Genomic DNA, 22484 nt, shown 5'->3' with positions numbered 1-22484 from the left:
TATTTCGCCCTAAACCAATGATTAGTTTAGGGCGATTTTAGATTTTATAAAAATATAATATTTCCAATATCCTCAAGGTAGAATATATTGTCAGATTTCACTTTAATAGGTTTCCCACTAGTTTCAATGATAACCTCCGAATACTCTGTTACAATTCGGTTTGCCTGCATTTCAATTGGCATGGTATCGGAAGTATATTTAAAGCCACTATTCACGGTATAGTCAAACTCAATAGGGTTATCTGCATCTGCATTATTCAAATTGACAGCCGTCAATACTTCTTGAAATTCAGCACTCTGTGATTTTGACACATTTACTATTCTTATAAATTTAGTAGATGCGGTAAACTGACTCAATCCAAGATAGGGTGTAAAGTGAGCCTGATTCAATTGTACTTTTTCAACTAATGTGCTGAATAATATAGAATCTCTCAAAGAGACATAAATTCTAAATTTTGGGTTTTTCAAAAGCTCAAACTCTATTTGAGTTCGCTGTTTTACATTAAAAAAACTACTTGCAGTTTTTTCTGTATCCAAAAGATTAAAGCCAATATTTACTTTTTTTGTTGGATTAATAATTTGTACCGCAAATGAGGCTTTCTCTTTGGTGAAAAGTTCAGCAACAGGAGTAACGCCTTCTCTAAAATTCTCCGCTGACACTTCTCGCTCAATACCCAAAATAGCACCGATGAGTCCTGCAATGGCTGGACGAGTTGGAATTGAATATGTCAATGGCGAAGTCGTCGTATTGAATTTTCGGAAATGACCATATTCACTCTCCACATCAAAAATCAAGACTTGATTAGAGGGTAGTAAGGTCGAGTTTTCCATCAGCTATTGTTAAAGGTTGAACAAATTTTAAACGTGCGTCTGCTTTTATTTCTACTGATTCAATATTTTCAAGATTAGCTTTGATTTCAGCGATAACATCAGAGAAATCTAAAGAAAAATCTTCCAAGCCTCTAATAGCTTTATCATTTTTGTCAGATTGAAGTTTTACTCTCTGGCGAAGACTTCCAATGTAATAAGGCTTGTCTTCTTTATAATTAATTGCTAAAAGCAATACAGGGTTTTGTCCAAATTTGGAACGAGAAATTAAGTTTTTAGTGCCTTGCCAAATACCATCCAGTAAAAGCTCTTTATCAGCTTCTGACATCGTTGAATAATTAGCAGCCTTTTCATTGATAATACCATTGAAGCCTATTAAACAGTACGGAACTTTGTACTCTGTTCTGAAAGTAGCTTGTCCTTTTTTATCTCCAGAAGCAAAAGCTCCTGTTCCTTGTTCAGTTATAATTTCTGTTTTATGCAAAGAACGTCCCATCTGGAATTGTGTTGGACCAGTAAGTGTAATTGAGTCTTTAGGTAAAGGTAAAACGCCACCAAATACTCTAATATCAATACAGGTTTTCAAAACAGTATCCTTATTTTCCTGAAATGCAGTAGCTCTTCTTTTACCATCAGATATATACGTTTTGTCTCCATCCTGATATTCTGTTTCTCGAACAAAAATATCTTTCCCATCTTTCCCATTATATCCCTTGTACTCATACCAATAATCACGGATAGTACGTTTTAGGCGAACATCCGAAACAATAACAGTATCATCTTCGGTATCGAATCTTGGTCGGTTTTCATTTAGAGGGTCCCCATTTGGATTAGCATTTTCAATTTCATAAAGAAACAATAGTTCTGTGCGGTTTTTTAAGATTTCTGACATGATGATAGATGTTGTTATTTAGATTCTTCTGATTTAGGAAATTTGAATTTATCACTGAATTGTAAGCCTGCCACAAAGTAGAAAGATGCTTCGTTATTAGACATCTTTTGAATTTTGTGAACATTCAATACAAAATACTCATTCACATAGCTGATTAATGTGAGGGGTACAGATTCATATTGTCTTAGTTTACCATAAGCTTCATGGTAAATACTTTGTAAATCTGACGGATTGAGATTATACCCCTTTAATTTTTTCTCAAAAGGCGTTCCTCCATTTAATTCATGATGCTGTACATTAAGTAAATGCTTCACCAAAGAACCAAGCAAAAAAACACCTACTTTTGCCTCTGAGTCAAGAAATCCATTATTGCCCTTAATAAAATCTTGTATTTTACTTGGGTCAAAGCCTTTTTGATTCTCTGTGTTTGAACTTTCTTTTATTTCTTCCATAATTAAATTGAAATTTGGATTATAGTCTGTAAGTCTAAGATGTTGAAAATATGCTAATACCAAATGGGCTTTCAATACAGTAAGATATGTCATTTCAACATAACCATCTGAGGTCTGGGATTTATTATAATTTTCTCTTATAACGAGCATGAACTTAGCATAAACACTTTCTGCTGAAATATTCTTGAGCATAAAAACTTTCTGGACAATATCCAAAAAGCTTTCGTTAAAGAAAGTTTTAAGAAGTCCAAAATTGAATGTTAAACTTTGAAGTTCTTTTTTGATAGAATATGAATTATGATACAGAGGATTACTATTAACAATGGTTGGTACTTCAACAAACAATTTTCTAAATCGAGACGGTACAATTTCTTCTAATAGAAGTTTGATTTTAATGGCTTTAGTTGTTGGATTTTCTTCATAAAATAGAAGATTAAGATTAAAATAATCTGTTTCTTCCTCTGCAATCATCTGCCAGATATAATCCTCTCTTTGTTTGATCTTTTGCCCATCTTTGGTAAGATTTTCGTAAATATCCTTTATTCTCAATGTCGCATTCTTGAGCTTGTTAAGGTCTTTACTTATCAAAGTTTTAGGAATCATATAGAAGGAATTCCCGTAGAAGTAACTTGATAAGTTATTGGCAATGTAGGTTCTTCCCAACTCAAATGTTAAGCTACAATCGGTACAAATAGGATAGTTTTTCCAGTTATTTTTTTGATTAAAAAATCCACTTACCATTCCAGGTTTATCAACAGTTGCATATTTGAATGGCGAAGCAAAACCGTGCAAAACTTCTTTCTTTTCTAAACAAATTGAACAAACTTGATTTTTTCCCTCTGATACAACATTATATTTTTCAGACTTTTCTTCTGTTCCTGATGCTGAAAGAATTTGTTGAATAATTACAAAATCTGCTAAATAAAATTCTTCGTCATTTATAACAAATTTCAAGCTCAACCCAGAACTTAATTTCTGTTCTTTACTTAGAGTTTCATAAACTGTACTTAGCTGACTTTTTACTTCTTCATAATTCTCTTTAACAATCAAAAAGTTATAAACTGTACTGAAAACTTTAAAATCGTGAGCATTGACAGACTTTTTGAGCTTTTCAACCAGTGCTTTAAATTGACCATTAACAAGAGTATTATATTTTTTGTCAATATCCCCAAACTTAGTAGTGAAGGTTATATCCCCACCACGAGCAGAACCTTTTCTATAAGCAAATTTTTCGTAGTTATTCTTATTGACGGGCAAAATATCAACTTTATCAAAACTTATTTGATAATCATCATTTTTAGATTTTAGCAGAAAAACAGCTAAAATCATATCATAGTTTGGCTTATCGGGAAACATATTTTGAATGAAAAGCTCATACGGCTTTTTATTCCCTAGAGTTGATAGCTGTAGTTTTCCTAGCTGGACAATAGCTTGATCTTGCATAATGGGCTTCGAAATTTACTTGAAGAAAATAGGTAAAAGAAAACTTGCCAAAATAGACGTAAATACCACTTTATAATTAGCAATAAACATATTTATAGTACTTCGTAAATAGACTCAATTCACAAGTTAAATAGAGCACTACCCTCAAAATTAGCTATAAATTCTACAGAAAAAAGTGATAAAAATTACATTTTGGCATTTCTTATTATACGGTCAACATTTGCTTATGAAATAGGCTTTTCATAAGTGACTATTACTGATACCGCAAAAGTAATCTTCATCTAGCTCAGGGCATAAAAAGTTACATTTGAGGCATCCAGTACATGAAATGGGGCGATTGATAAGTAAGTCACAATTTGACTTAAAGTCATTTTTTGCGTAATTTGTCATGTTTTTGCATGTTTAGTGTGAAAATTTATTGATAGCCCATTTCGTGCGTCCGACCAAGAAGTTACGAGATGGGCCTTTTCAATCCTTATTTTTTGGACTATTCATTGTAAATGAATAACAAAAGACAATCATGTTTCAACGTTTGTTGTTTTACAAAATTTAAAAAATCACCACAAGACTATCATTAAAGTGACCTATTTCTACAAAGGTATATTTTTCTTTTTCTCACACAAACTATTGTGAGATTTTTTTCTATTGATGATGTATATGTCTTGTAAATTAATTCTAAAGATTTTTCATTCTCTCATAATATTGAACTGAAACAGCAGCGTCCCCTTACTACTCCATAGTTCCAAACGAACCACCCATCTTCAACCTAGAAAAGTCATACATATTGGACTTTGTTGGTGTACTCCCTCCAAACCAAGCTCATAGTATCTTACATATGTCTATTGAGAGTCTAATCGAATCACTTTATGAACCGTTCGTTGCTTTGGTTCAATATTTGAAATACTATCTCTTCCATTGGGCTTCATTGCTGAGCTAGTTTTACTGCAAATTCTATCCATTATTTATCCTAATGTTCTTTTAATTACTAAGTTTAGCAATCCAATAGGGAAAAATATAAATCTACCAGTCTTGAAAGTATAGTCTGCCTCTATAAACATGACCCATCAATTGTAATATTATATTAGAGTAATGTAAAGAATGTCAATTGCCCAAAACATTACTCATAAAAACCTTACACTCCCTATTCAGTAGTTGTGCTTGCACACTGGTTCTAGGTAGTTTTTGACTGCCAGAAACCCCATCTTGCTTCAAAAAAGGTTATGCTAAATATAGGGTTAAATGACTGTAGTAAATGTAACTTTGAGTTATGACGCTATGTTGATGGTAGATTGAATAAAGTTTGCATAAAGATTTACTAAACATTGCCTATACATTCCACAAGGTTTAACGGTAGATTGCATACAGTTTGCATAAAGATTTACTAAACCCTACCTACACTTTACATAGAGCTTAACTATAGATTCGCGATAAAGTGAGCCTCCAAACAATTCCTTGATATTTGGAGATAAATATTCGTTTAACTGTTAGCAGCTATTGAGAATATTGCATCACTATCCTACCAATATTTGACGGAGATTGTCATGAAGCGCTAACAATCTTGGCACATTCCTAAGAGTTTTCTATCCACATGTACCCACCCCCTATTCAACATTTGAATAAATTAGTGTAAACGCTGTTAACCAAGCGTTTACACGTGTTAACAGTCTCGTTAACGCAAAAATGCTGAACGTTAACGGCGTTAACGCTCAGCATTTTTCAGATTTAAGGGGGCATATACAACTTTTAGTCTGTACTATTTTGGGGGAAGTTTACAACAATTGTAACAGCACACGCTTCTCGATGTAAGTCTCAACATTTAAAGGCTGAACAGGTAAGTGATCTTCAACAAAAAGTATGTTAGTGTCACATATTTTTCCACTTTCAATAACACTTTATTATTCGCCGTTGAAATATATTACTTATTTGCTTACATCGTCTACCCAGCCCATCCCAATGATCTCAATGCTTGCTTAATAGTTATTTCCTGGCGCTTAAAAGTTTCATCAAGTTCTTTAAACAGGTGTGGATAGTGCTCTCTTACTTTAGCGTTTAAAAGGGCTTTGAAGGAATCTCTTTGCAAGTTTTCAGACACACTTAACTGCCTATTATAATCATAACCAAACTTCAAGCTTTCCAATAGCTCTTCCTTTACGGTTGGGTTTTCTTCAAAATATGCCTTGATGATTTCATTTTGCTGCTCGTAATAGTTAATACGAAGATCTTCTAATGACTTCTCATGGTATTTTATACTTTGTAACCTCAAGTTCTGTTCCGTGACATCAATAACTACCTTTTTAGATTCTATCACTTGAGGGTAAAACAATACGTCTTGTTGCATCAGTTTTTGCAGATACCCCATAGGGTTGTTAATGACTGTTCCATTTGATTGTTGTCTTTTCAACATATCAATACGCTCAGCTACATAATTTAACGAATATTTCTCTATCCATTCCTTAACAGTTTTAAGGTTTACTCCCTGATATTCTTTGAGCTTATCGTAAATTTGATTATTCGCAATATCTGTTGATGGTATTTCTTCTTCTTCTTCTGGTTGTTTACGTTCTTCTACTACGGTTTTGTTCGAATATATATAGAAAACTAACGAGTGAACAGCTTTTCCTTTTTTATCCTCTTCAAAGGTAAACCGAATGTCTGTATAGTTTTCTAAATCCTCCTGAGCTTTTAAAATTACTCTTTGCTTAAAATTAGCATACAGTGGATATTTATCAGCAACAGCCAAAGTTTCCTTCAGTTCGGTAAGGGTGAAAGTTCTTCTTCCGATACGTTCGTATTGCTTTAATAATTCATATATACGCACCGAAAACGAGCTTTGCAGTTGTAAAACATTGCGTACATCATACATCAAAAATTGAGTTTGAAGCTGTAACAAAAATGGTTTCATTTTGGGGTGAAATGAAATATCGATATAACTTCCTTGACTCTTACTGGTAAAACTATCTAAACCTACAGCGATATAGGTCAAAAACTCTTTTTCTCCTTCCTCCGTATCACGTACAACTTTGATTTCTTTCTTCATCAATTTTACGGCTCCAGCCTTTAGCAACTTATATGCTTGTCGGTCGGTCGTAAGATTGAACTCATCAATCACATCTTTTAAATAAATTCGGTATTCTTTGAAGTCCTCATCATCAGGGAAAATCATTGTTAACATTTTCGTAAACACTCGCATTTCCCAAATATCAAAACGATATTTTCCTTCAACAAGGTTATTAGATTTCCTTATAAGTTTGACTGATTGCGAATCATCATTATGGTTCTTACTATGTTTCATTAAGTACGGATTAAATAGAAAATAAAGATACCTAAATTTGTTATAATTGACCCTAAATTTGTTATAATTGACCCTAAATTTGTTATAGTTATCCCTAAATTTGTTATAGTTGACCCTAAATTTGTTATATTAAATCTTATAATAAATTGAAAATCAGATAGTTACAAGCACTGAAAATACATAAAATACAATTAAAAAAAAGAAACATCATCAGGCTGTTTGATTTTTTTTAAAGTTTTTTATTCTTTTTAGTTTAATAAAACAGGTTTTTCGGTAAATATCTAAGCCCTGGTATTTGATTTAAAACACAGAGGCCCCGCGAACCCTAAATTTGTTATAGTTACGAAGCTCTGTTCCCTAAATTTGTTATAATTAGGACTCAGAACCTACAAGATTTCATTGCTAAAATGCCTTTTTACGATTATTTATAGGTTTTTTAGCCTCATAAATCTGGTATGAATGAAGTAACCCTAAATTTGTTATAGTTGAGGATAAGATGTTTTTAGTATCTATAAATAAAACACTTACAATATTTTCTTCAGAGCCATAGAAAGCTTAATGAGCTCATCGCAAAGGCTCTGGCTGGGGTTTTCGTTTAGTTTTTGTACTGTTTCATGAATTAAGCCCTGTAAGGTAGCTTTATCTGCTACGGGTTCTTCTAAAGTTGTGGATTTAGAGGAAGGCTCATGCAATAATGTAGATACCTCTTGCAAAGAGGAAATCGACTTTTCGGGAATATGTGCTTGATGAGAAAGCTGCTGAATATCAGATTTCTTGACTTTTAGTTTTCCTGATAGAATATCTTTTTTCAAGGAAGGATTTAATAAATTCAACCCTTCAGCAAATTCAGCATCTCGTTTAATAGTCTTTTCACTGACATTATATTGCTTGGATAATTTAGCCGATGTTGACTCTTTTGGTACTTCAGGAGCATAAGGGTCAAAATGACCCTTATGCTCTGTACGTAAATACTTGCCTTTTTCTAACTTTTCAGCATTATAACGAATTCCTCTTAAATAGGAAGCTTGTTCAGGAATTAGATTTCTCCTACCTAATTGATTATCAATCATATAATCCTTCGCTTCTCTGAAAGATGAGAAAGAGGTAAGGTGTATTTTGAAATTTATTTGATGTTTTTGACAAATACCATAACGGTTATGACCATCTACTAATACATAAACTTTTGAGGTATCGGTTGCCGAAGGGTCAATGATATTTTTAGCTGTTTCCCAAATCATCAACGCTTCTCTACACCCCTCTGTCAATATATTTTTTTCTAGCTGATTATACTCTTCTTCTTGAAGGGGTGGGATAAGATCACGAAGTTCATCTAATACGAATATCTGTTGTTTAATTGCTTCGTGATTTAAAAGACTTTGGTCTTTTATGATACTGTTAGTTATACCAAGGTTTCCTATATATTTTTTTGCCATGACTGTAGTTGTAAAAAGTGTTTAGGCGTTCGAAGAAAACTCCTTAGCCAGATTCATATAATCGATTGCACCATTGGAATTTTGATCATAATCAAAAATGGTAATTTGAGAAATCTGTGACTCTTTCACAGATACATTGCTTCTAATCTCAGTTTTATAAATTTTGAAATTCCCCAATGTTTGATAGACATAATCAATCATATCACGATGTACTTTCAGGCGTTTGTCCACCATCGTTAATACAACACCTTCTACGACAAGCTCTGGGTTAATACGTTCACGTACCTGCGAAATCCGTTCAAATAGATTATTTACCCCTTTCATTGCGGATACTTCGGGTTGTAAAGTAACCAAACAGCTATTTGAAGCAACTAAGGCAGAGTTAGTGAAAATATTTAAAGCTGGAGGACAATCAATTAGGATATAATCGTATTTATCTCTAAGCGGATTTAATTTATTCTTTAATTGGTTTACTCCTCCGACTGCTTGTACAAGCTCTAAGTCTGCAAAGGCTAGTTCCAAATCACTTGGCGATAAATCATAATTCTCAGCAATTTGGAAAACTGGTAAATCTTCATTTTTCAATAACGCATTTACAACTTGTCGTTCAGGATTATCTATTCCTAAAGATTGAGATAAATTTCCCTGCGAATCCATATCAACCAGTAAGACTTTGAACCCTAGTTTACTCAAGGCTTTTCCAAGATTAATTGTCGTTGTCGTTTTACCAACTCCCCCTTTATGATTAACGATAGAAATAACTTTAGCTTTATTATGCTGGACTTCATTGTATCCATATTTTATAAGAATGGGATATAATGCTGCAAGGTGCTTCGTATTGAGAACTCGGTCACCATTAAGTGCTTTGGCCAATGTACTAGTTGGTAGCCCTGCTTCTTTTTCAAGAATAGAGACCGAAAGAGCTGGATTTTTTCTTAGAAAGAAAACGGTTTGTTCGTTAGAGAGCATATTATCATACCTTTTTGTCTTAAAATTAGGATAAAAAAAATATTTGTCAATTATTTTTGACAAATATTGTTGATTTTAATGGAAAATATTAGTCTTGTTGGGTGGTATGATCTGGTATAATGATAGAACGAAACTAAGAAGGATTAAAAACAGGATAAACTTTATATTTTTAGACTATAATAAAAATGTAAAACCGACATATTCTAGTTGTTTGATGATTTAGTTTTAGGTAATCTTTCAAATTTGACCACACGAGTGGTTAGTCATTGTTCGTACCTTCTTGAATTTTAAAAATGTGGAACGTTAACGGCGTTAACGTTCAGTTTTATCGCGTTAACGCGACTGTTAACGCGTGTAAACGCTTGGTTAACAGCGTTTACACTAATTTATTCAAATGTTGAATAGGGGGTGGTCTATAGATGCAATAATCTCAATAGCTGCTAACCGTTAAACGAATATTTATCACCAAGTATCAAGGAATTGTTCAGATGCTCACTTTATCTAGAATCTATAGTTAAACTCTGTGAAGAGTATAGTCAATGTTTAGTAAAACTTTGTGCAAACTGTATGCAATCTACCGTTAAACCTTGTGGAATGTGTAGGCAATGTTTAGTAAATCTTTATGCAAACTATATTCAATCTATCATCAATCAGGTGTCATAACTCAAGTTTGTGTATTGTACTCTAATTTAACCCAATATTTAGCATAACCTTTTTTGGGAGCAAGATGGAGTTTTTGTAGGTCAAAAACTATTTAGAACTAGTGTGCAAGCACAACGAATGAATTTGAGAGTGTGAGGCTTTTTATGAATAGTACGTTCTAAAGTTGGAAATTAGATGATCACCTGTTGTTGTAAGGTTCTCCAAAAGTACTTTACAGTAGAGCTGTATGAAAACATCTTCATTTTCAATGTTTTCATAATAGAGTATGATGTTTTCACTTTGGAGTAGTATGAAAACACTTTGATTATTAATGTTTTCATTATCGAGTATGATGTTTTCGTTTTGGGGCAATATGAAAACAACTTTGTTTTCAATGTTTTCATCATAATTTTCTCATATACTTAAAGTTACGTGAAGAGAAACCATGCATGTCAGGAAAGGTATATTTTAAGTCATACGACATAAGGTCAATCACTTTGGCCCTCAATCCGTTAGCTTTGTAAAATAGGTAAAAATAATGATTAAATAAATGCTATATCTGTAGCATACTCTGGGGAAGCTTACATATCACAACCATTATCTGTCATAATCGACTTGGAATTAGGTAGAAAATTTTAATTCAAATTGCCAATCTAATGTTTGCAACTGTTCCTTCAATTCTTCCAAATTATCAACTAAATTTTCAAAAGAGGGTTTGTTGGTTTCGTAAATCATATCTTCCATCATTTTCTTATAATCTGCTCTCCACTCTCCTATTATCTGTGGCAATGGTACAGGGTTAAGGCTTTTAGGATTGTGGGTATTGTAATCTACACCACCTACTCTGGAAAATGTATAGCGATGGGCAACGATGGTTTCATATAGCGCTTTATCGTGAATGGCTTTTTGAGCAACGCCTGCCTTAGCTAGCTGATACACATCATACAAATGACGGCTCAACCTATCCACTCGTATTTTTTCGGCAGTACGATGAAACTCTTCGTGTAATAAGAATAGCTTCTCTAAAAAGGTTCTTTCTGGATTCACAGTAGGCACTTCAAATAGTTGTTCGGCAAAATCTCTTCCTTTGTAAAATTCATCTACCAACGAACCAAAAGTTTGAACACTGAAGGGTTCTCTTAGCGATCTACAACTGATTTCGATTTGTACCCTTGGCAAAATATATTCTGAAGGCTGACTTACAACATTTGGGTAGTATATTTCCAATACTCTAGGATCTTGATCGCTATCTTTTGCTTCAATCACGACAAAATTCAACGCTTTGTATCCCTTAGCATCAAATGCTTGTTTTAATTCTTCAAAGAAAGTTCCAGTGGTATATGCTCCTGCTTTTTTTCTGAGTTTATCCCTTTGATTCTTTCCTAGTTCTCCTGTAAATCCGAAATACTCTTTATCTATTGCCAAATCAATGTCTTCAGAAAATCTGTTGATAAGCTTCCAAGCTTTACTAAGAGAGGTTCCACCTTTGAACACTAGGTGTTTTGCAATATCCATCTGAAATATGATTTCAAGTGTACGACTTACCCACCAATCCTTCTCTACTGCAAAGGGTGTCATTCCCATTGTTGAAGCAATGGCCTCAAAAACAGCAACCTTTTCTGTTTTCTTTGTGGTGTAAAAATCAATTTTTGCCTTCATTCAATGCTTGTTTCATTATTTTTTGAATCCATACTGGTGCTAGCAATATGTCGTGCCTTAAGTCTTTTTCATCTTCTTTTCGAAGTAAGTCAATAATCTTTTTTTCTTCTACTTCGCTTACCTTACCATTGCCGATTTCTTTGAGTGCTTGAATAACCAACCTACTTATTTTCCCTTTTGCTAATAGGTTTTTAGGAGTAGTTTTTTTAAACTTAATCTTCCGCTTTCCCACTTTAATTTCTCGGGGCGAACCGTCTGTGAGCAATACAATATTCATGGGGACTTGTGTACTTAGCCCTAGGGCATTTAGTGCATAACTTCCCGTTGGAATCGTCCTTATTCGGTCTCGCTTGGCTATAGCTTCGGCAACTTCTTCTGCTGTGGGTATTAATGAGCCTATTAATTTACTTATTTTGGGGCGCACATAAATACCCTGTGCTACTCGCATAAGGCATTTTTTATCTTCCAAACGATCTAAGGCTTTACGTATGGCATCGGAAGAGCCATAACTCAAATAGTCATCAGGCAATATTAGTACTCCCCTAGGCTTACTTTTTATCGACTTTTCTATTTGTTTTTCAACGCTTTCCATTTAATATAAAATTTATTTTTGTCACAAATTTAGCAAATATTTGTGACAAAAAATATTCTGATTTAGAGCATTTGATGCGGGTACTCGAATGTTAATTATTGTCCCAAATTTAGAAAAGATTTGTGGTAACAATTAATGCAAAAAACTTTGCCTGCTGTCAATTGGTATTTCTCCAGTTGTGATTTTGCAGTGGAGTAATGTTTTTGTCAACACCATCGTCCAGTTTAGAGTCGTAGCCTTCAGCGATGGGTTCGTCAATTTAGGTTTGTAATGCTTCAATTTCTTGTAATTGCTGGCGTACTTTCTCTTTTCATTTTCATCCTGTGCTATACCTACTGCAACTGTATTTGGCGATACTCCAAATTATATACTCGCTGGTTGATATACTGCGATTTAAGTTTAAACGAACTATCTCTATTACATTGGTAAATGAGTGTATATACTTAAAACAGTGGTGCTGTCCAGAGATTAAGTACCCAACTATATTGGGCTGCCGTAAAACCATTTTGTAAGCAATATTACTGTGCTATTTCGGCCACAAGAGCCAATGGCACTATATTAGCCTCGCAAAACCAATAACCAACATTGATTGGATTGACCTGATGGCAGATACAGCACTTTACTAAATCATTATTGCTGTCCCAAAACGCTTGTTTTGTGGAAGTACCATTCTGACAGATGGTAATAACTTAACTGGTATTACTAGATTTAGCTCTGTCTTAATCCTTGTTTTTGTGGAAGTACCATTCTGACCATTTTTAAACTTTATAAACAATGAATTTTAAACCAACTTGTCTTAATCCTTGTTTTTGTGGAAGTACCATTCTGACTTAGAGATTATCAAAGGTCAAATTCCGACACCAAACGGGTCTTAATCCTTGTTTTTGTGGAAGTACCATTCTGACAGCCTTCAATTAATGTAATGGCTTTTAAATTTCAAGTCTTAATCCTTGTTTTTGTGGAAGTACCATTCTGACAGACCCATTTACTAATATCTTATTAATCAATGTATTAATACTAAAAATATTTGAAATTTCATATCGTATCATTGATTTATTATATCGAAAATGTTCCTAATTTTTGTCAGAGCGATATAGACTTTTCAAAAATACAAAACTTTATCCTAAGTTCTAAGGCTATGCTAGGCTTTAAAAAATAAAAAATCGGTACCTTTTCAAGTACCGATTACACAATCACCACGACCCAACTATACGCTAGCATATCTCTACTGTTAGAGCCTTTTTGCCGAGTTGCTTTTTTACAGGATCATACACCTTTACCGCTGTGCCTTTTACAGTTTGTACTTGCGTTATGTTCCGTTCCTTCAAAAGCTGGCTAGCTATGTATATATTATCAACAAAACCAAAACCTCCTTTTGTGAACTTTATCGTACCTTCATAGCTTTCCATCCAATTAGCAAGCGTTCCTTGCGGTAATGCCAAGGCTTGTACCCAATGCACCTTTTTGTTGTCACTTGGTGAAAGATACAAGGTGACTAGCTGACCTCTCTCAGGCTTTGGCCAAAGCTGATGATACGGAAATCCTGCCTCATGTCCCTCTTGAGTGATGTATTTTAACCACTTCTTCTCTGCATTGATTTCTGTAATGACGGCTTCGGTCATAGGCAAATCTCGATACAAAAGCGATTGTACCAATTTGGCTTGCTGTTGATAAAAAGCTATCATATTACCTGCTCCTTCTGTGGTATGAAACCAAGACTCTTGTGTAAGTTGTCGTAAACTTGCAGAAACATGCCAGCTATTTTGCTCTCTAATACTGATACATGCTTGTACTTCGCTTTTAGCTTCAGACAACTTACCCATTTGCAATAACAACAAAGCCAATTGCTGCTTGACATTAATCAAAAAAGATTCTTGTGTTTTACACAACACTGCTTTGCACAAACAAGCCAATTTTTCAAGATCGCTGTTTACACATAAGCTCAATAACTCCCAAACCCAAAATTCATGACTTTTACTACGAGCAAAAGGCAAAAGCACTGTCAATGCTGCTCCTTGCTGATCGGATGATTTTAGGAGTAACTTTACGCGATAATACTTTACGTATAGCAAAGAGGGTTCTTTGTCATCAGCCCATTCAAAATACGATAACCAATACCCTTGCTCATCAGCCGATAGTTGTTCAAAATCTGGTAATAACCTTTTTGCAACGGCTATGAGTGTACGTTCGATAATAGCAGGGTAATTTTGTCCATTGGGCAAAAACTCTTTTTCAAAGTCTTTTAAAGAACTTTTAGACAAATCAAAACTACGAACGAAAGGGATAAACAAATCCCAACTACCTGCTATTTTGAGTGCTAATCCCAACAAGGCCGAACGGACGTCGGTGTTCTGTACAGCAAACTCCAGTCGGTTAAACCAAGCGTTTTCAAACAAGGTTATTAACTTGGGCAAAAAGCCTTCGCCTGCCTTTAGCAGAGAATAACCGTGCTTAACCAATTGCCAAGAAATTTGTTCGACTAATAAGGGCTCTTCCAGCAAAGAAGGCATAGTCCAAAGCTCCTGCAAGATCTCGGCAAATTGCAAGTGCTGACTTTGTGCCAATTTGAGTTGGTCAAACTTCACCCAAGCCCAAGCACGCCAAGCCCAAACGTCGTTGGGTGACTGTACTAAAAGCTCGCTGGCCATATAAAGTGCTTCGTCGAGCTGACCTGCCTGACGTAATTGACGAATTTGGTTGAAAGCAGTTGTAGTATTGAAGGTCGAAAAGGGGTTAAGTGTTAGTTGTGAATTGTGAGTGGTGAATGATGAATTGCCCTTTGTCCTTACTAATCATTCCAAGGGTAGCCACAAGTTTGGCAACAGTCATCGTCGGTATCTATCCAATCATTGCATTTGGGGCATCTTCTGCCTCCGTAGGCTACGATTTGCGTAAACTTCGGATTTTTGGCAATAGTCAATTTAGTTGTCATAGTATAAAAATTAAAGGGTTAAAAAATGATGGTATGTTTGGGCGCTGTCATCAAATCGAGCTCAAAGTTTTTACCGATACACGAAAGCTTATGAAGCATTTCTTCGCCTACAGGAAGCACCATGATACTATCCTCATTTTCATAACAGCCTTGCGCTTTTCGCAAAATCCCCAATATCTGTTTGTGCATTTTATGGGTAATTCTGGCAAAAAACACGGACTTCTGCACCCGAATACAGCCTTGTTTTTCGAGATACTTCGAAACCATTCGGCGGACTTTATTATTTTCAATATCGTAGAGAATAAAGCAATACATTTCTTCAGATGTTTTGGGTGATGATTGATTAAACCATTGGAGAAAATGCCCCAAATGTTTGGGCAAATCTTCTCGCTCCAATACCTCTTCCATCGTCGAAGGTGGGAGAGAAGGAAGCGCAGCCTCAGCCCACAAATCATTGAGCTCGATAGGAGAGAGGGGGATTATTTCACGTTTTTTTCTAGGCATATCCTTTTAGTGATGAGTTTTGAGTTTTGAAACGATAATATTCTGTGTCTTCTCGCTACCTTTCTAATTTTGCATCAAAACCGAGTTGAGGGCTATCCCTTGGCTAGTTTGAGTGGGAACAAACAAGAAGGCTTCTAATGCCATAAACAGTGCCTCTGACAAATAGGCATCGGCACCAGTTTTGGGAGATTTGACAATAGAAAAACCCTTTTTTCCAAAAAACACATTCACCTCAGCATACTTATACCCTTGTCTGATCATCACCTTTTGTCCATAATTGATTCGCTGTAAATCCATTAGCTCCCAGTTATTTTCCTTACAAATACGTTCAAAATCTGACTGCAAAGCCAATATTTCTTCTGGCACAAAAATTTGTTTGTCAGCCTTACGAACGGTTTGTTTGGGATTGATTTCCTTCAAAACAGCCTTATATTTCTGTTCGTCCAAAACAGCTTTAGGCTTAACCACTGGCGGGGCTGGCGTTGTAGCTACGCCTTCAAACATTTCTTCCTTTTCGATATAGGTATCCCAACAAACACCCTTAGCTTCAGGATTGAAATATACATTGGCATCGTGAGCCAAAAAACAAGCACGAGTGGCATCGCAAGTACGTAAGTCGACACTACCGACCAACTGATGCTTTTCGGCAAATTGGATAGCAAACTCACGGTAAAACATTTTGTATTCTAGCAAAGACAAACAAGGGCTTTCTAAACGAAAAAGTACTTTGAACCCTTCGCCACTTGGCGATACAAAAGCCAACAAAACACGAGAGTCTTCAGCCAAATAGGCAGGTACAGTTTGGTTTTCGAGCGTACAATGGTCAACATCCAACAAGACATAATGACAAGCCTTGAAGAAGTCGGACTTGCGAATGCCATTCTCAAAGTCAGAGCCAACGATATAGGGCAATCGGGTTTTGAGCTTTTTGTACGAATTGGCATCCAAATCTTTGACACGACGCAAACGAGCTGTCTCTTCCTTGAGCGCATTGCCCGTACGAATCATCGTTGCCAATGCTTCGGGCGATAAGCCTGTAAGCGTTTCGGCAGAAACAGCCGTGATATTTTGTCCGAAAAGAATAGTTGGTGTTGCGAAGGTGATAACAGTTTAAGGGTTGATTACTAAGAATGGAATTTTTTAAGCTCAGAAGCCAATTGCTGAGCCTCCAGTTGCAAATGCGTTAAGCGACTTCTGCTAAGTCCATTAACCTGTACTTTCTCGCCCAAATAATCATTAAATGATTGAATCAAAATACGTTTTCCGATTGGTCCAAGCCAATACGTACCCATCTCGACCTCAAAAAACTCTTCACAGACAACCTCTTGTAAACATAAATGACACACCACATAATCAGCCCAATGACGAAACTGCTCAATAAAATCATATACCAATACAGGACGATTGTATTCGTCGCGGTGCATGATTCCGATAAAAGGATCTAGCCCCGCATGTATCAGCGCCGACTCACAATGACCGTACAACATCCCGTAGGCATAATTGAGCAAACAATTGAAAGCGTCCAAAGCAGGATGTTTACTTCTTTTGGCAAACTGGTAGTCGGTAGGCAACAGTTTACTCAACTGCTCAAAATATACACGAGCCATCGAACCCTCCAAACCTCTTAGCTGAGCAAATACCTCCGAAAAGTCGTCGCTTATTTCACAAGCTTTAATTTTGTCAGCATATTTTCGTATTTGTTCTACCGTAGGTTGTACCTCTCTTTCGAGCAACATCCCCAACAATTCCAACACCGCCACATGACCTTGAGCTTTTCTACCGAGTATGTCAATTACCCAAGCAACCGCACTTTTATGAGCTGTAAAAGTCAATTGGTTTTTACGAATACTCGAAATAGAACCAAACTGATTACTCCAGACACGACCAATCGGGAAGCCCTTGCGATCGATAAACAGTAAGTCTATGTCATTCTCGATAGCCGTACTAATCACCTCATAACTCAAATGCGTAGCAGGGTGCAAATGAATAGACTTAATCTGGAAAACAGGCGCAAACATCACTTGGTCAGCCTGTTTGACACAGAACCTACCATTGTTAATAGAGACCGAAGCCCCACGGCGATTGATTATGAGTTGAGTTGTATCGAAAGCTATTTCTGTTTGATTTCGATACAAAAGTAGCCTGAGATAGTGTAAACTAATTACACTGATTTTTTAATTTGAAAATTAGTTCATTTGAAGATTATGGAATTTGAAGATTTGAAAATGATGGGGATGGATATCAAATGGAAGAAGTTGATTTTGGAATTTGGAGGGTGTAAAAGAGAACTATTAAATATAAGAAGTGGGGATTCTAAAACATTTAACAAAGTTTAATTTACGCTTCCAGTATTTACTCAAAACGTAAACTCATGCACTCGAAGAAATATCAAAATTCATGTTTTGTAATAGTACCACACACCCTAAGTACTTCATTTTTTCATTCCTTCATTCAGACAACGCGTCTTAATGCTTGTTTTTTGTAGAAGGACTGCTTAAACATTTGCCAATTGTGGGGTTGACATCCCCACAATCTAAACGCCTTAATCCTTGTTTTTGTGGAAGTACTGCTCTGACAAACTTTTAACGTTGGGTAAAACCAATATAATATCAGTCTTAATCCTTGTTTTTGTGGAAGTACAACTCTGACTCCGTTTTGAAATTTTTCTAACTGAAAAACAAGCAAGGAAAGTCTTAATCCTTGTTTTTGTGGAAGTACTGCTCTGACCAAGAAGAAGAAAATGTAAGAGATTGGGATTGGCTGTCTTAATCCTTGTTTTTCTGGAAGTACTGCTCTGACTTTATTAAACGGGAATCGTTTTACGGTTTCCGTTTTTGTCTTAATCCTTGTTTTTCTGGAAGTACTGCTCTGACAACAAAGCGAAATTATCAAAGAAACAAAAATCCTTGAAGTCTTAATCCTTGTTTTTCTGGAAGTACTGCTCTGACAGAAATATCAATATGGCTAAAGGAAGAGAAGTGTTCACAGTGTCTTAATCCTTGTTTTTCTGGAAGTACTGCTCTGACTAAAAAATACGGAAAAGAAAAATTAAATTCAGCAACGAGTCTTAATCCTTGTTTTTCTGGAAGTACTGCTCTGACACTCCAAGGATAACGGTTAATTTAGACACAGAGGCTAAGTCTTAATCCTTGTTTTTCTGGAAGTACTGCTCTGACTTGTAAGTCGTTAAATGACCTTCGGTGACTCTTAGGTAAGGTCTTAATCCTTGTTTTTCTGGAAGTACTGCTCTGACATAACGTCTTTCGTCTTATCGATTGATAGATTACACGTCTTGTCTTAATCCTTGTTTTTCTGGAAGTACTGCTCTGACAACGAACCCATCTGTTAAAAAATACAAAATTGGATTGTCTTAATCCTTGTTTTTCTGGAAGTACTGCTCTGACATCTTTTCAGTCTCAGATTTTAAACAAACAATACCATGAGTCTTAATCCTTGTTTTTGTGGAAGTACTGCTCTGACAGTAATTATTTACGGGCTTCGTACTACGGACGGGTTGAGGTCTTAATCCTTGTTTTTGTGGAAGTACTGCTCTGACGTTAATGGTAGACACTCTAGTTCTACTATCAAAGAACCTGTCTTAATCCTTGTTTTTGTGGAAGTACTGCTGACCTTTTTTATTTATGAAAAAAATAAGAATGAATACATTTGGTCTTAATCCTTGTTTTTGTGGAAGTACTGCTCTGACCTTATTTGAAAAAATATAAGAGTGATGAAGAACTTCTTAAAGGTCTTAATCCTTGTTTTTCTGGAAGTACTGCTCTGACTATAAACCTATGGAAAAAGAAATATTCATTATTTTTTGTCTTAATCCTTGTTTTTCTGGAAGTACTGCTCTGACCCATGATTTCAGCGTATAGAAATTTCGGTTTTAAAGGTGGTCTTAATCCTTGTTTTTCTGGAAGTACTGCTCTGACTATAACTTTTTAACATTTTAAACAAATTACCCTTATGAAGTCTTAATCCTTGTTTTTCTGGAAGTACTGCTCTGACAAAGAAAGAGGTTTAATCACAATCTCTTTTAATTATACTGAGGTCTTAATCCTTGTTTTTCTGGAAGTACTGCTCTGACTTATCGTATTGATTTTTATACTTGGTCTTTAACTTTTATAAAGTCTTAATCCTTGTTTTTCTGGAAGTACTGCTCTGACTATTGGGAAAATTGTATTCTGCAAGTAACGGGTATATTAGTCTTAATCCTTGTTTTTCTGGAAGTACTGCTCTGACCTACTAGTAGAGATTTAGATCCTGAAAAAGAATCAAGAGGTCTTAATCCTTGTTTTTCTGGAAGTACTGCTCTGACCCCTTATGGAAATTACAACATCACAATTCGAAATGTTCGTTGAGTCTTAATCCTTGTTTTTCTGGAAGTACTGCTCTGACAGACCCTTAAGCTAACATTTTAATAATCAATGTATTAACATTAAAAATATTGGATATTTTATATTCTGTCATTGATTTATTATATCGAAAATGTTCCTAATTTGTTGTCACAGAGCAATATAGACTTTACAAATATACATATTTATACGGTTATTATGCCCCGTTTCTACACAAAAAAAGAGCCCATTTTACTTGGCTCTCTTGGGATATATCACTCTAATAGCTCCGTAATTTTATCAATATTTCCCCTTGGCTGAATCTGTCGTAGAGATAACTTAGTCTCGCTCATCCATTTTTTCCATAATGCTATTAAAAGGTCCTGCTCGTCGAGTACTTTACTTTTTGGCTGAATTTCCAATACTTGTACTACAATAGGAGGGAAGCTCTTTTTGATAGGAATCAGTCCTTCGTTGGCTTGTGCCAGTTGGGTACGCCAATTGTTATTTTTACGAAGTCGAGTAATCATCTGAGAATCTGTTCGACGATTGCCTTGCTGACCTACAAAGCGATTTGATTCAAAATCAAAATAACCATCCGTTAAAATATATAAATAATTCTGACAGTTTTGTCGAGTATCCTGCGTCAAATTGTCATTGAAATAACGCCAAATGTCCGCACCTCGAAAATGTTGCGACTGTGTTTTACCCGTGGTAGCTGCCTTGTATAGCTGCTGCAAGCGCAGGGGTAGCTCCTTCCGAAATTGCTCCAATCGAGTACGTCTTTCCTGCAAGGATAGCTTTTGCATATTGATATACAAGCCCGACGTATAGGTATGTTCGTCAACGCCCCCTTCTTGAGGGACAAGACTCACTTTGAAAGAGTCATTAGAATAAATCATCAGATTTTTACGAACCTGTTGCTCAAAAATCCCAAAAACAGCCTCAATAATAGCCTTATCTCGGTTGACCTGATCATTTGCCAAAAGACGATCCGATAAATCCAATACAACCAAATAATGATGAGCCTCCTTTTTTTGGGCTGAAGCCAAAACGGTAGCAGACAAAGCAAACAATAAACTAAACAAGATATGGCGGAAGTAAAAAAATGTTGTCATAGTATTTGGGGGTTAAGAAATGAAAAAATGATGGTATTAAGGAGTACTTTATAGTCATCACACTCCTGCAGAAGTAGCATGAGTGTGATGAGCCAACCACTATTCTGAAAGATAACGACTTCGAAAATCTTGATATCTTTCTTCACAAAGTCCAAGCAAATCCTGTTTGTTAGGAAGCGTTCCCACCAACTTTATCCAACCATCATAAAACCTTGAAGCATAATTATCCAGTTCAGAGAGACTTACCTTCATGTTCTGCTTACGTTCCGAAAGCCTGTCAATATCAATTTTTAATTGACTCACTTTTGACATCATCAAGCCAAACTCCTTTTTCAAACCATCTATTTTTTCTCGAATACCCGTAATTTTATCTCTACGTTTTTCGATTTCAAGATTTACCACCTGTTCATAGTTGGTCTTGCTAAGCTCCTCCAACAAAGTAGCGACCACGATTCCCCAAACAATAGTAGAAACAAAACCCATCATCAATACCGCCCAAAAGTCGGGGCTAGTATACCATGCAGACACTTCACCTTCTTGCCCTATCATAAACTGTAGTTTTTGGTTAGTTGCCTCAATTTTATAAGCAATAATAACATCTAGAACCAACGTCGATATACCAGCAATCCCTACAAACAACCACCGCTTTTTGCCTTGATATTCTGTATACAGTTTTTCAAGCACCATCGCAAACATCAACAAAGGAATAGGAGCAAACCAATGGAAATTAAACGTAGTAAAAGCATCCTTCGAGAAAATAGCGTTGAATACACCTCCTAAGCCTTCGCCTTTTTGCTGGATTTCCTGCAAGGTTACGCTTATATCTCGTGTCATACCCATATACACTGCACTCACATAAAATGCCACCAAATACACAAAACCGATTCCACTAAAAATTGCCGCACGCCAAAGAGTAAACTGATTCCGAGCGGTAGGCTTTTTGCTCTGATGACGCTCCAGTCTCCATTCGTGAATCTCCTCTTCCAGCTCGTCGATTGACCTCTCGAGACTAGGGATAGACACATCGCTAAGGTGCTGACCATCGGTATTCAGGGTTACAATCTCCTTTTCTAGCACAGCAATTTTCTCATCGAGCTCCTTCCGATGCTTTTCTTGCTGAACCTCGTCAGAATTTTCATCAATGATATGCCCACTTCTGATTTCAAGCAAGGTATTGTACAAGGCATTCGGGTTGCCTTTGTGGTGCATAGACTGCTCGATGCCATACTCATTTAAGTTGACCTTTATTACAGGCACATGCGTAGGCAATGAGGCAGATAACACCTGTTCTACAGTCATTTCTGCTGCTGGTAAAACCTCTTCTGTTGTGTTTGGAGCGAAAGTATTGTTAGTCGTCATAATAGTAAAATGTTTAAGATGAAAATAAAAAGA

15 protein-coding genes and 1 CRISPR repeat array are annotated in these 22484 nt (G+C 35.8%); all 15 genes read right to left on the bottom strand.

Features of this window, described 5'->3' with window-relative positions:
• Positions 1 to 44 precede the first annotated feature (44 nt).
• The 15 genes from cas5b to BWI92_RS25875 all read right to left on the bottom strand — a co-directional run bounded on the left by cas5b (position 45) and on the right by BWI92_RS25875 (position 22451).
• Positions 45 to 830 carry a type I-B CRISPR-associated protein Cas5b gene (gene cas5b, locus BWI92_RS25945; protein WP_095168488.1) on the bottom strand — a complete coding sequence of 262 codons (786 nt, stop codon included), beginning with the start codon at positions 828 to 830 and terminating at the stop codon, positions 45 to 47.
• On the bottom strand, positions 802 to 1719 hold the full coding sequence (gene cas7b / locus BWI92_RS25940; protein ID WP_095168485.1) for a type I-B CRISPR-associated protein Cas7/Csh2: 918 nt from the start codon (positions 1717 to 1719) through the stop codon (positions 802 to 804). Before cas7b ends, cas5b begins: the two co-directional genes overlap by 29 nt.
• A 14-nt stretch (positions 1720 to 1733) precedes the next feature.
• Positions 1734 to 3614, bottom strand: coding sequence for a TIGR02556 family CRISPR-associated protein (locus tag BWI92_RS25935; protein WP_095168483.1), 1881 nt, complete (start codon positions 3612 to 3614; stop codon positions 1734 to 1736).
• 1936 nt (positions 3615 to 5550) lie between these two features.
• Positions 5551 to 6906, bottom strand: coding sequence for a replication initiation protein (locus tag BWI92_RS25930; protein WP_095168481.1), 1356 nt, complete (start codon positions 6904 to 6906; stop codon positions 5551 to 5553).
• 524 nt (positions 6907 to 7430) lie between these two features.
• Positions 7431 to 8339 carry a hypothetical protein gene (locus BWI92_RS25925; RefSeq protein WP_095168479.1) on the bottom strand — a complete coding sequence of 303 codons (909 nt, stop codon included), beginning with the start codon at positions 8337 to 8339 and terminating at the stop codon, positions 7431 to 7433.
• Between the two features lie 21 nt (positions 8340 to 8360).
• Complete coding sequence (locus BWI92_RS25920; protein WP_310588961.1) at positions 8361 to 9371, bottom strand: ParA family protein; 1011 nt, start codon at positions 9369 to 9371, stop codon at positions 8361 to 8363.
• A gap of 1200 nt (positions 9372 to 10571) precedes the next feature.
• Positions 10572 to 11609, bottom strand: a complete 1038-nt coding sequence (locus tag BWI92_RS25910; RefSeq protein ID WP_095168475.1) for a nucleotidyl transferase AbiEii/AbiGii toxin family protein — start codon at positions 11607 to 11609, stop codon at positions 10572 to 10574.
• Positions 11593 to 12201, bottom strand: a complete 609-nt coding sequence (locus tag BWI92_RS25905; protein ID WP_095168472.1) for a DUF6088 family protein — start codon at positions 12199 to 12201, stop codon at positions 11593 to 11595. Before BWI92_RS25905 ends, BWI92_RS25910 begins: the two co-directional genes overlap by 17 nt.
• A 1214-nt stretch (positions 12202 to 13415) precedes the next feature.
• Positions 13416 to 14849, bottom strand: coding sequence for a DUF7017 domain-containing protein (locus tag BWI92_RS25900; protein WP_095168469.1), 1434 nt, complete (start codon positions 14847 to 14849; stop codon positions 13416 to 13418).
• A gap of 140 nt (positions 14850 to 14989) precedes the next feature.
• Entirely contained in the window at positions 14990 to 15133 is a 144-nt protein-coding gene (locus BWI92_RS27520) for a hypothetical protein (RefSeq protein WP_176464548.1), read from the bottom strand.
• A gap of 18 nt (positions 15134 to 15151) precedes the next feature.
• Complete coding sequence (gene cas2 / locus BWI92_RS25895; protein WP_095168466.1) at positions 15152 to 15637, bottom strand: CRISPR-associated endonuclease Cas2; 486 nt, start codon at positions 15635 to 15637, stop codon at positions 15152 to 15154.
• Between the two features lie 63 nt (positions 15638 to 15700).
• The gene (locus BWI92_RS25890; RefSeq protein WP_255406908.1) at positions 15701 to 16720 is read right to left on the bottom strand and encodes a CRISPR-associated primase-polymerase type B; all 1020 of its coding nucleotides are present in this window, start codon (positions 16718 to 16720) and stop codon (positions 15701 to 15703) included.
• 41 nt (positions 16721 to 16761) lie between these two features.
• Complete coding sequence (gene cas1 / locus BWI92_RS25885; RefSeq protein WP_176464547.1) at positions 16762 to 17772, bottom strand: CRISPR-associated endonuclease Cas1; 1011 nt, start codon at positions 17770 to 17772, stop codon at positions 16762 to 16764.
• Positions 17773 to 18176: 404 nt separating this feature from the next.
• A CRISPR array of direct repeats spans positions 18177 to 20038; the repeat unit is 37 nt; unit sequence GTCTTAATCCTTGTTTTTCTGGAAGTACTGCTCTGAC.
• A gap of 211 nt (positions 20039 to 20249) precedes the next feature.
• Positions 20250 to 21092, bottom strand: a complete 843-nt coding sequence (locus BWI92_RS25880) for a hypothetical protein (RefSeq protein WP_095168459.1) — start codon at positions 21090 to 21092, stop codon at positions 20250 to 20252.
• 99 nt (positions 21093 to 21191) lie between these two features.
• Positions 21192 to 22451, bottom strand: coding sequence for a hypothetical protein (locus BWI92_RS25875; RefSeq protein WP_095168456.1), 1260 nt, complete (start codon positions 22449 to 22451; stop codon positions 21192 to 21194).
• Between the last annotated feature and the right edge of the window lie 33 nt (positions 22452 to 22484).

Origin of the sequence: Flectobacillus sp. BAB-3569 (assembly GCF_002270355.1) — a bacterium.
GTDB lineage: Bacteria > Bacteroidota > Bacteroidia > Cytophagales > Spirosomataceae > Flectobacillus > Flectobacillus roseus.
The sequence above is the reverse complement of the archived record's forward strand: the minus strand, read 5'-3'. Positions and strand labels throughout refer to the sequence as shown.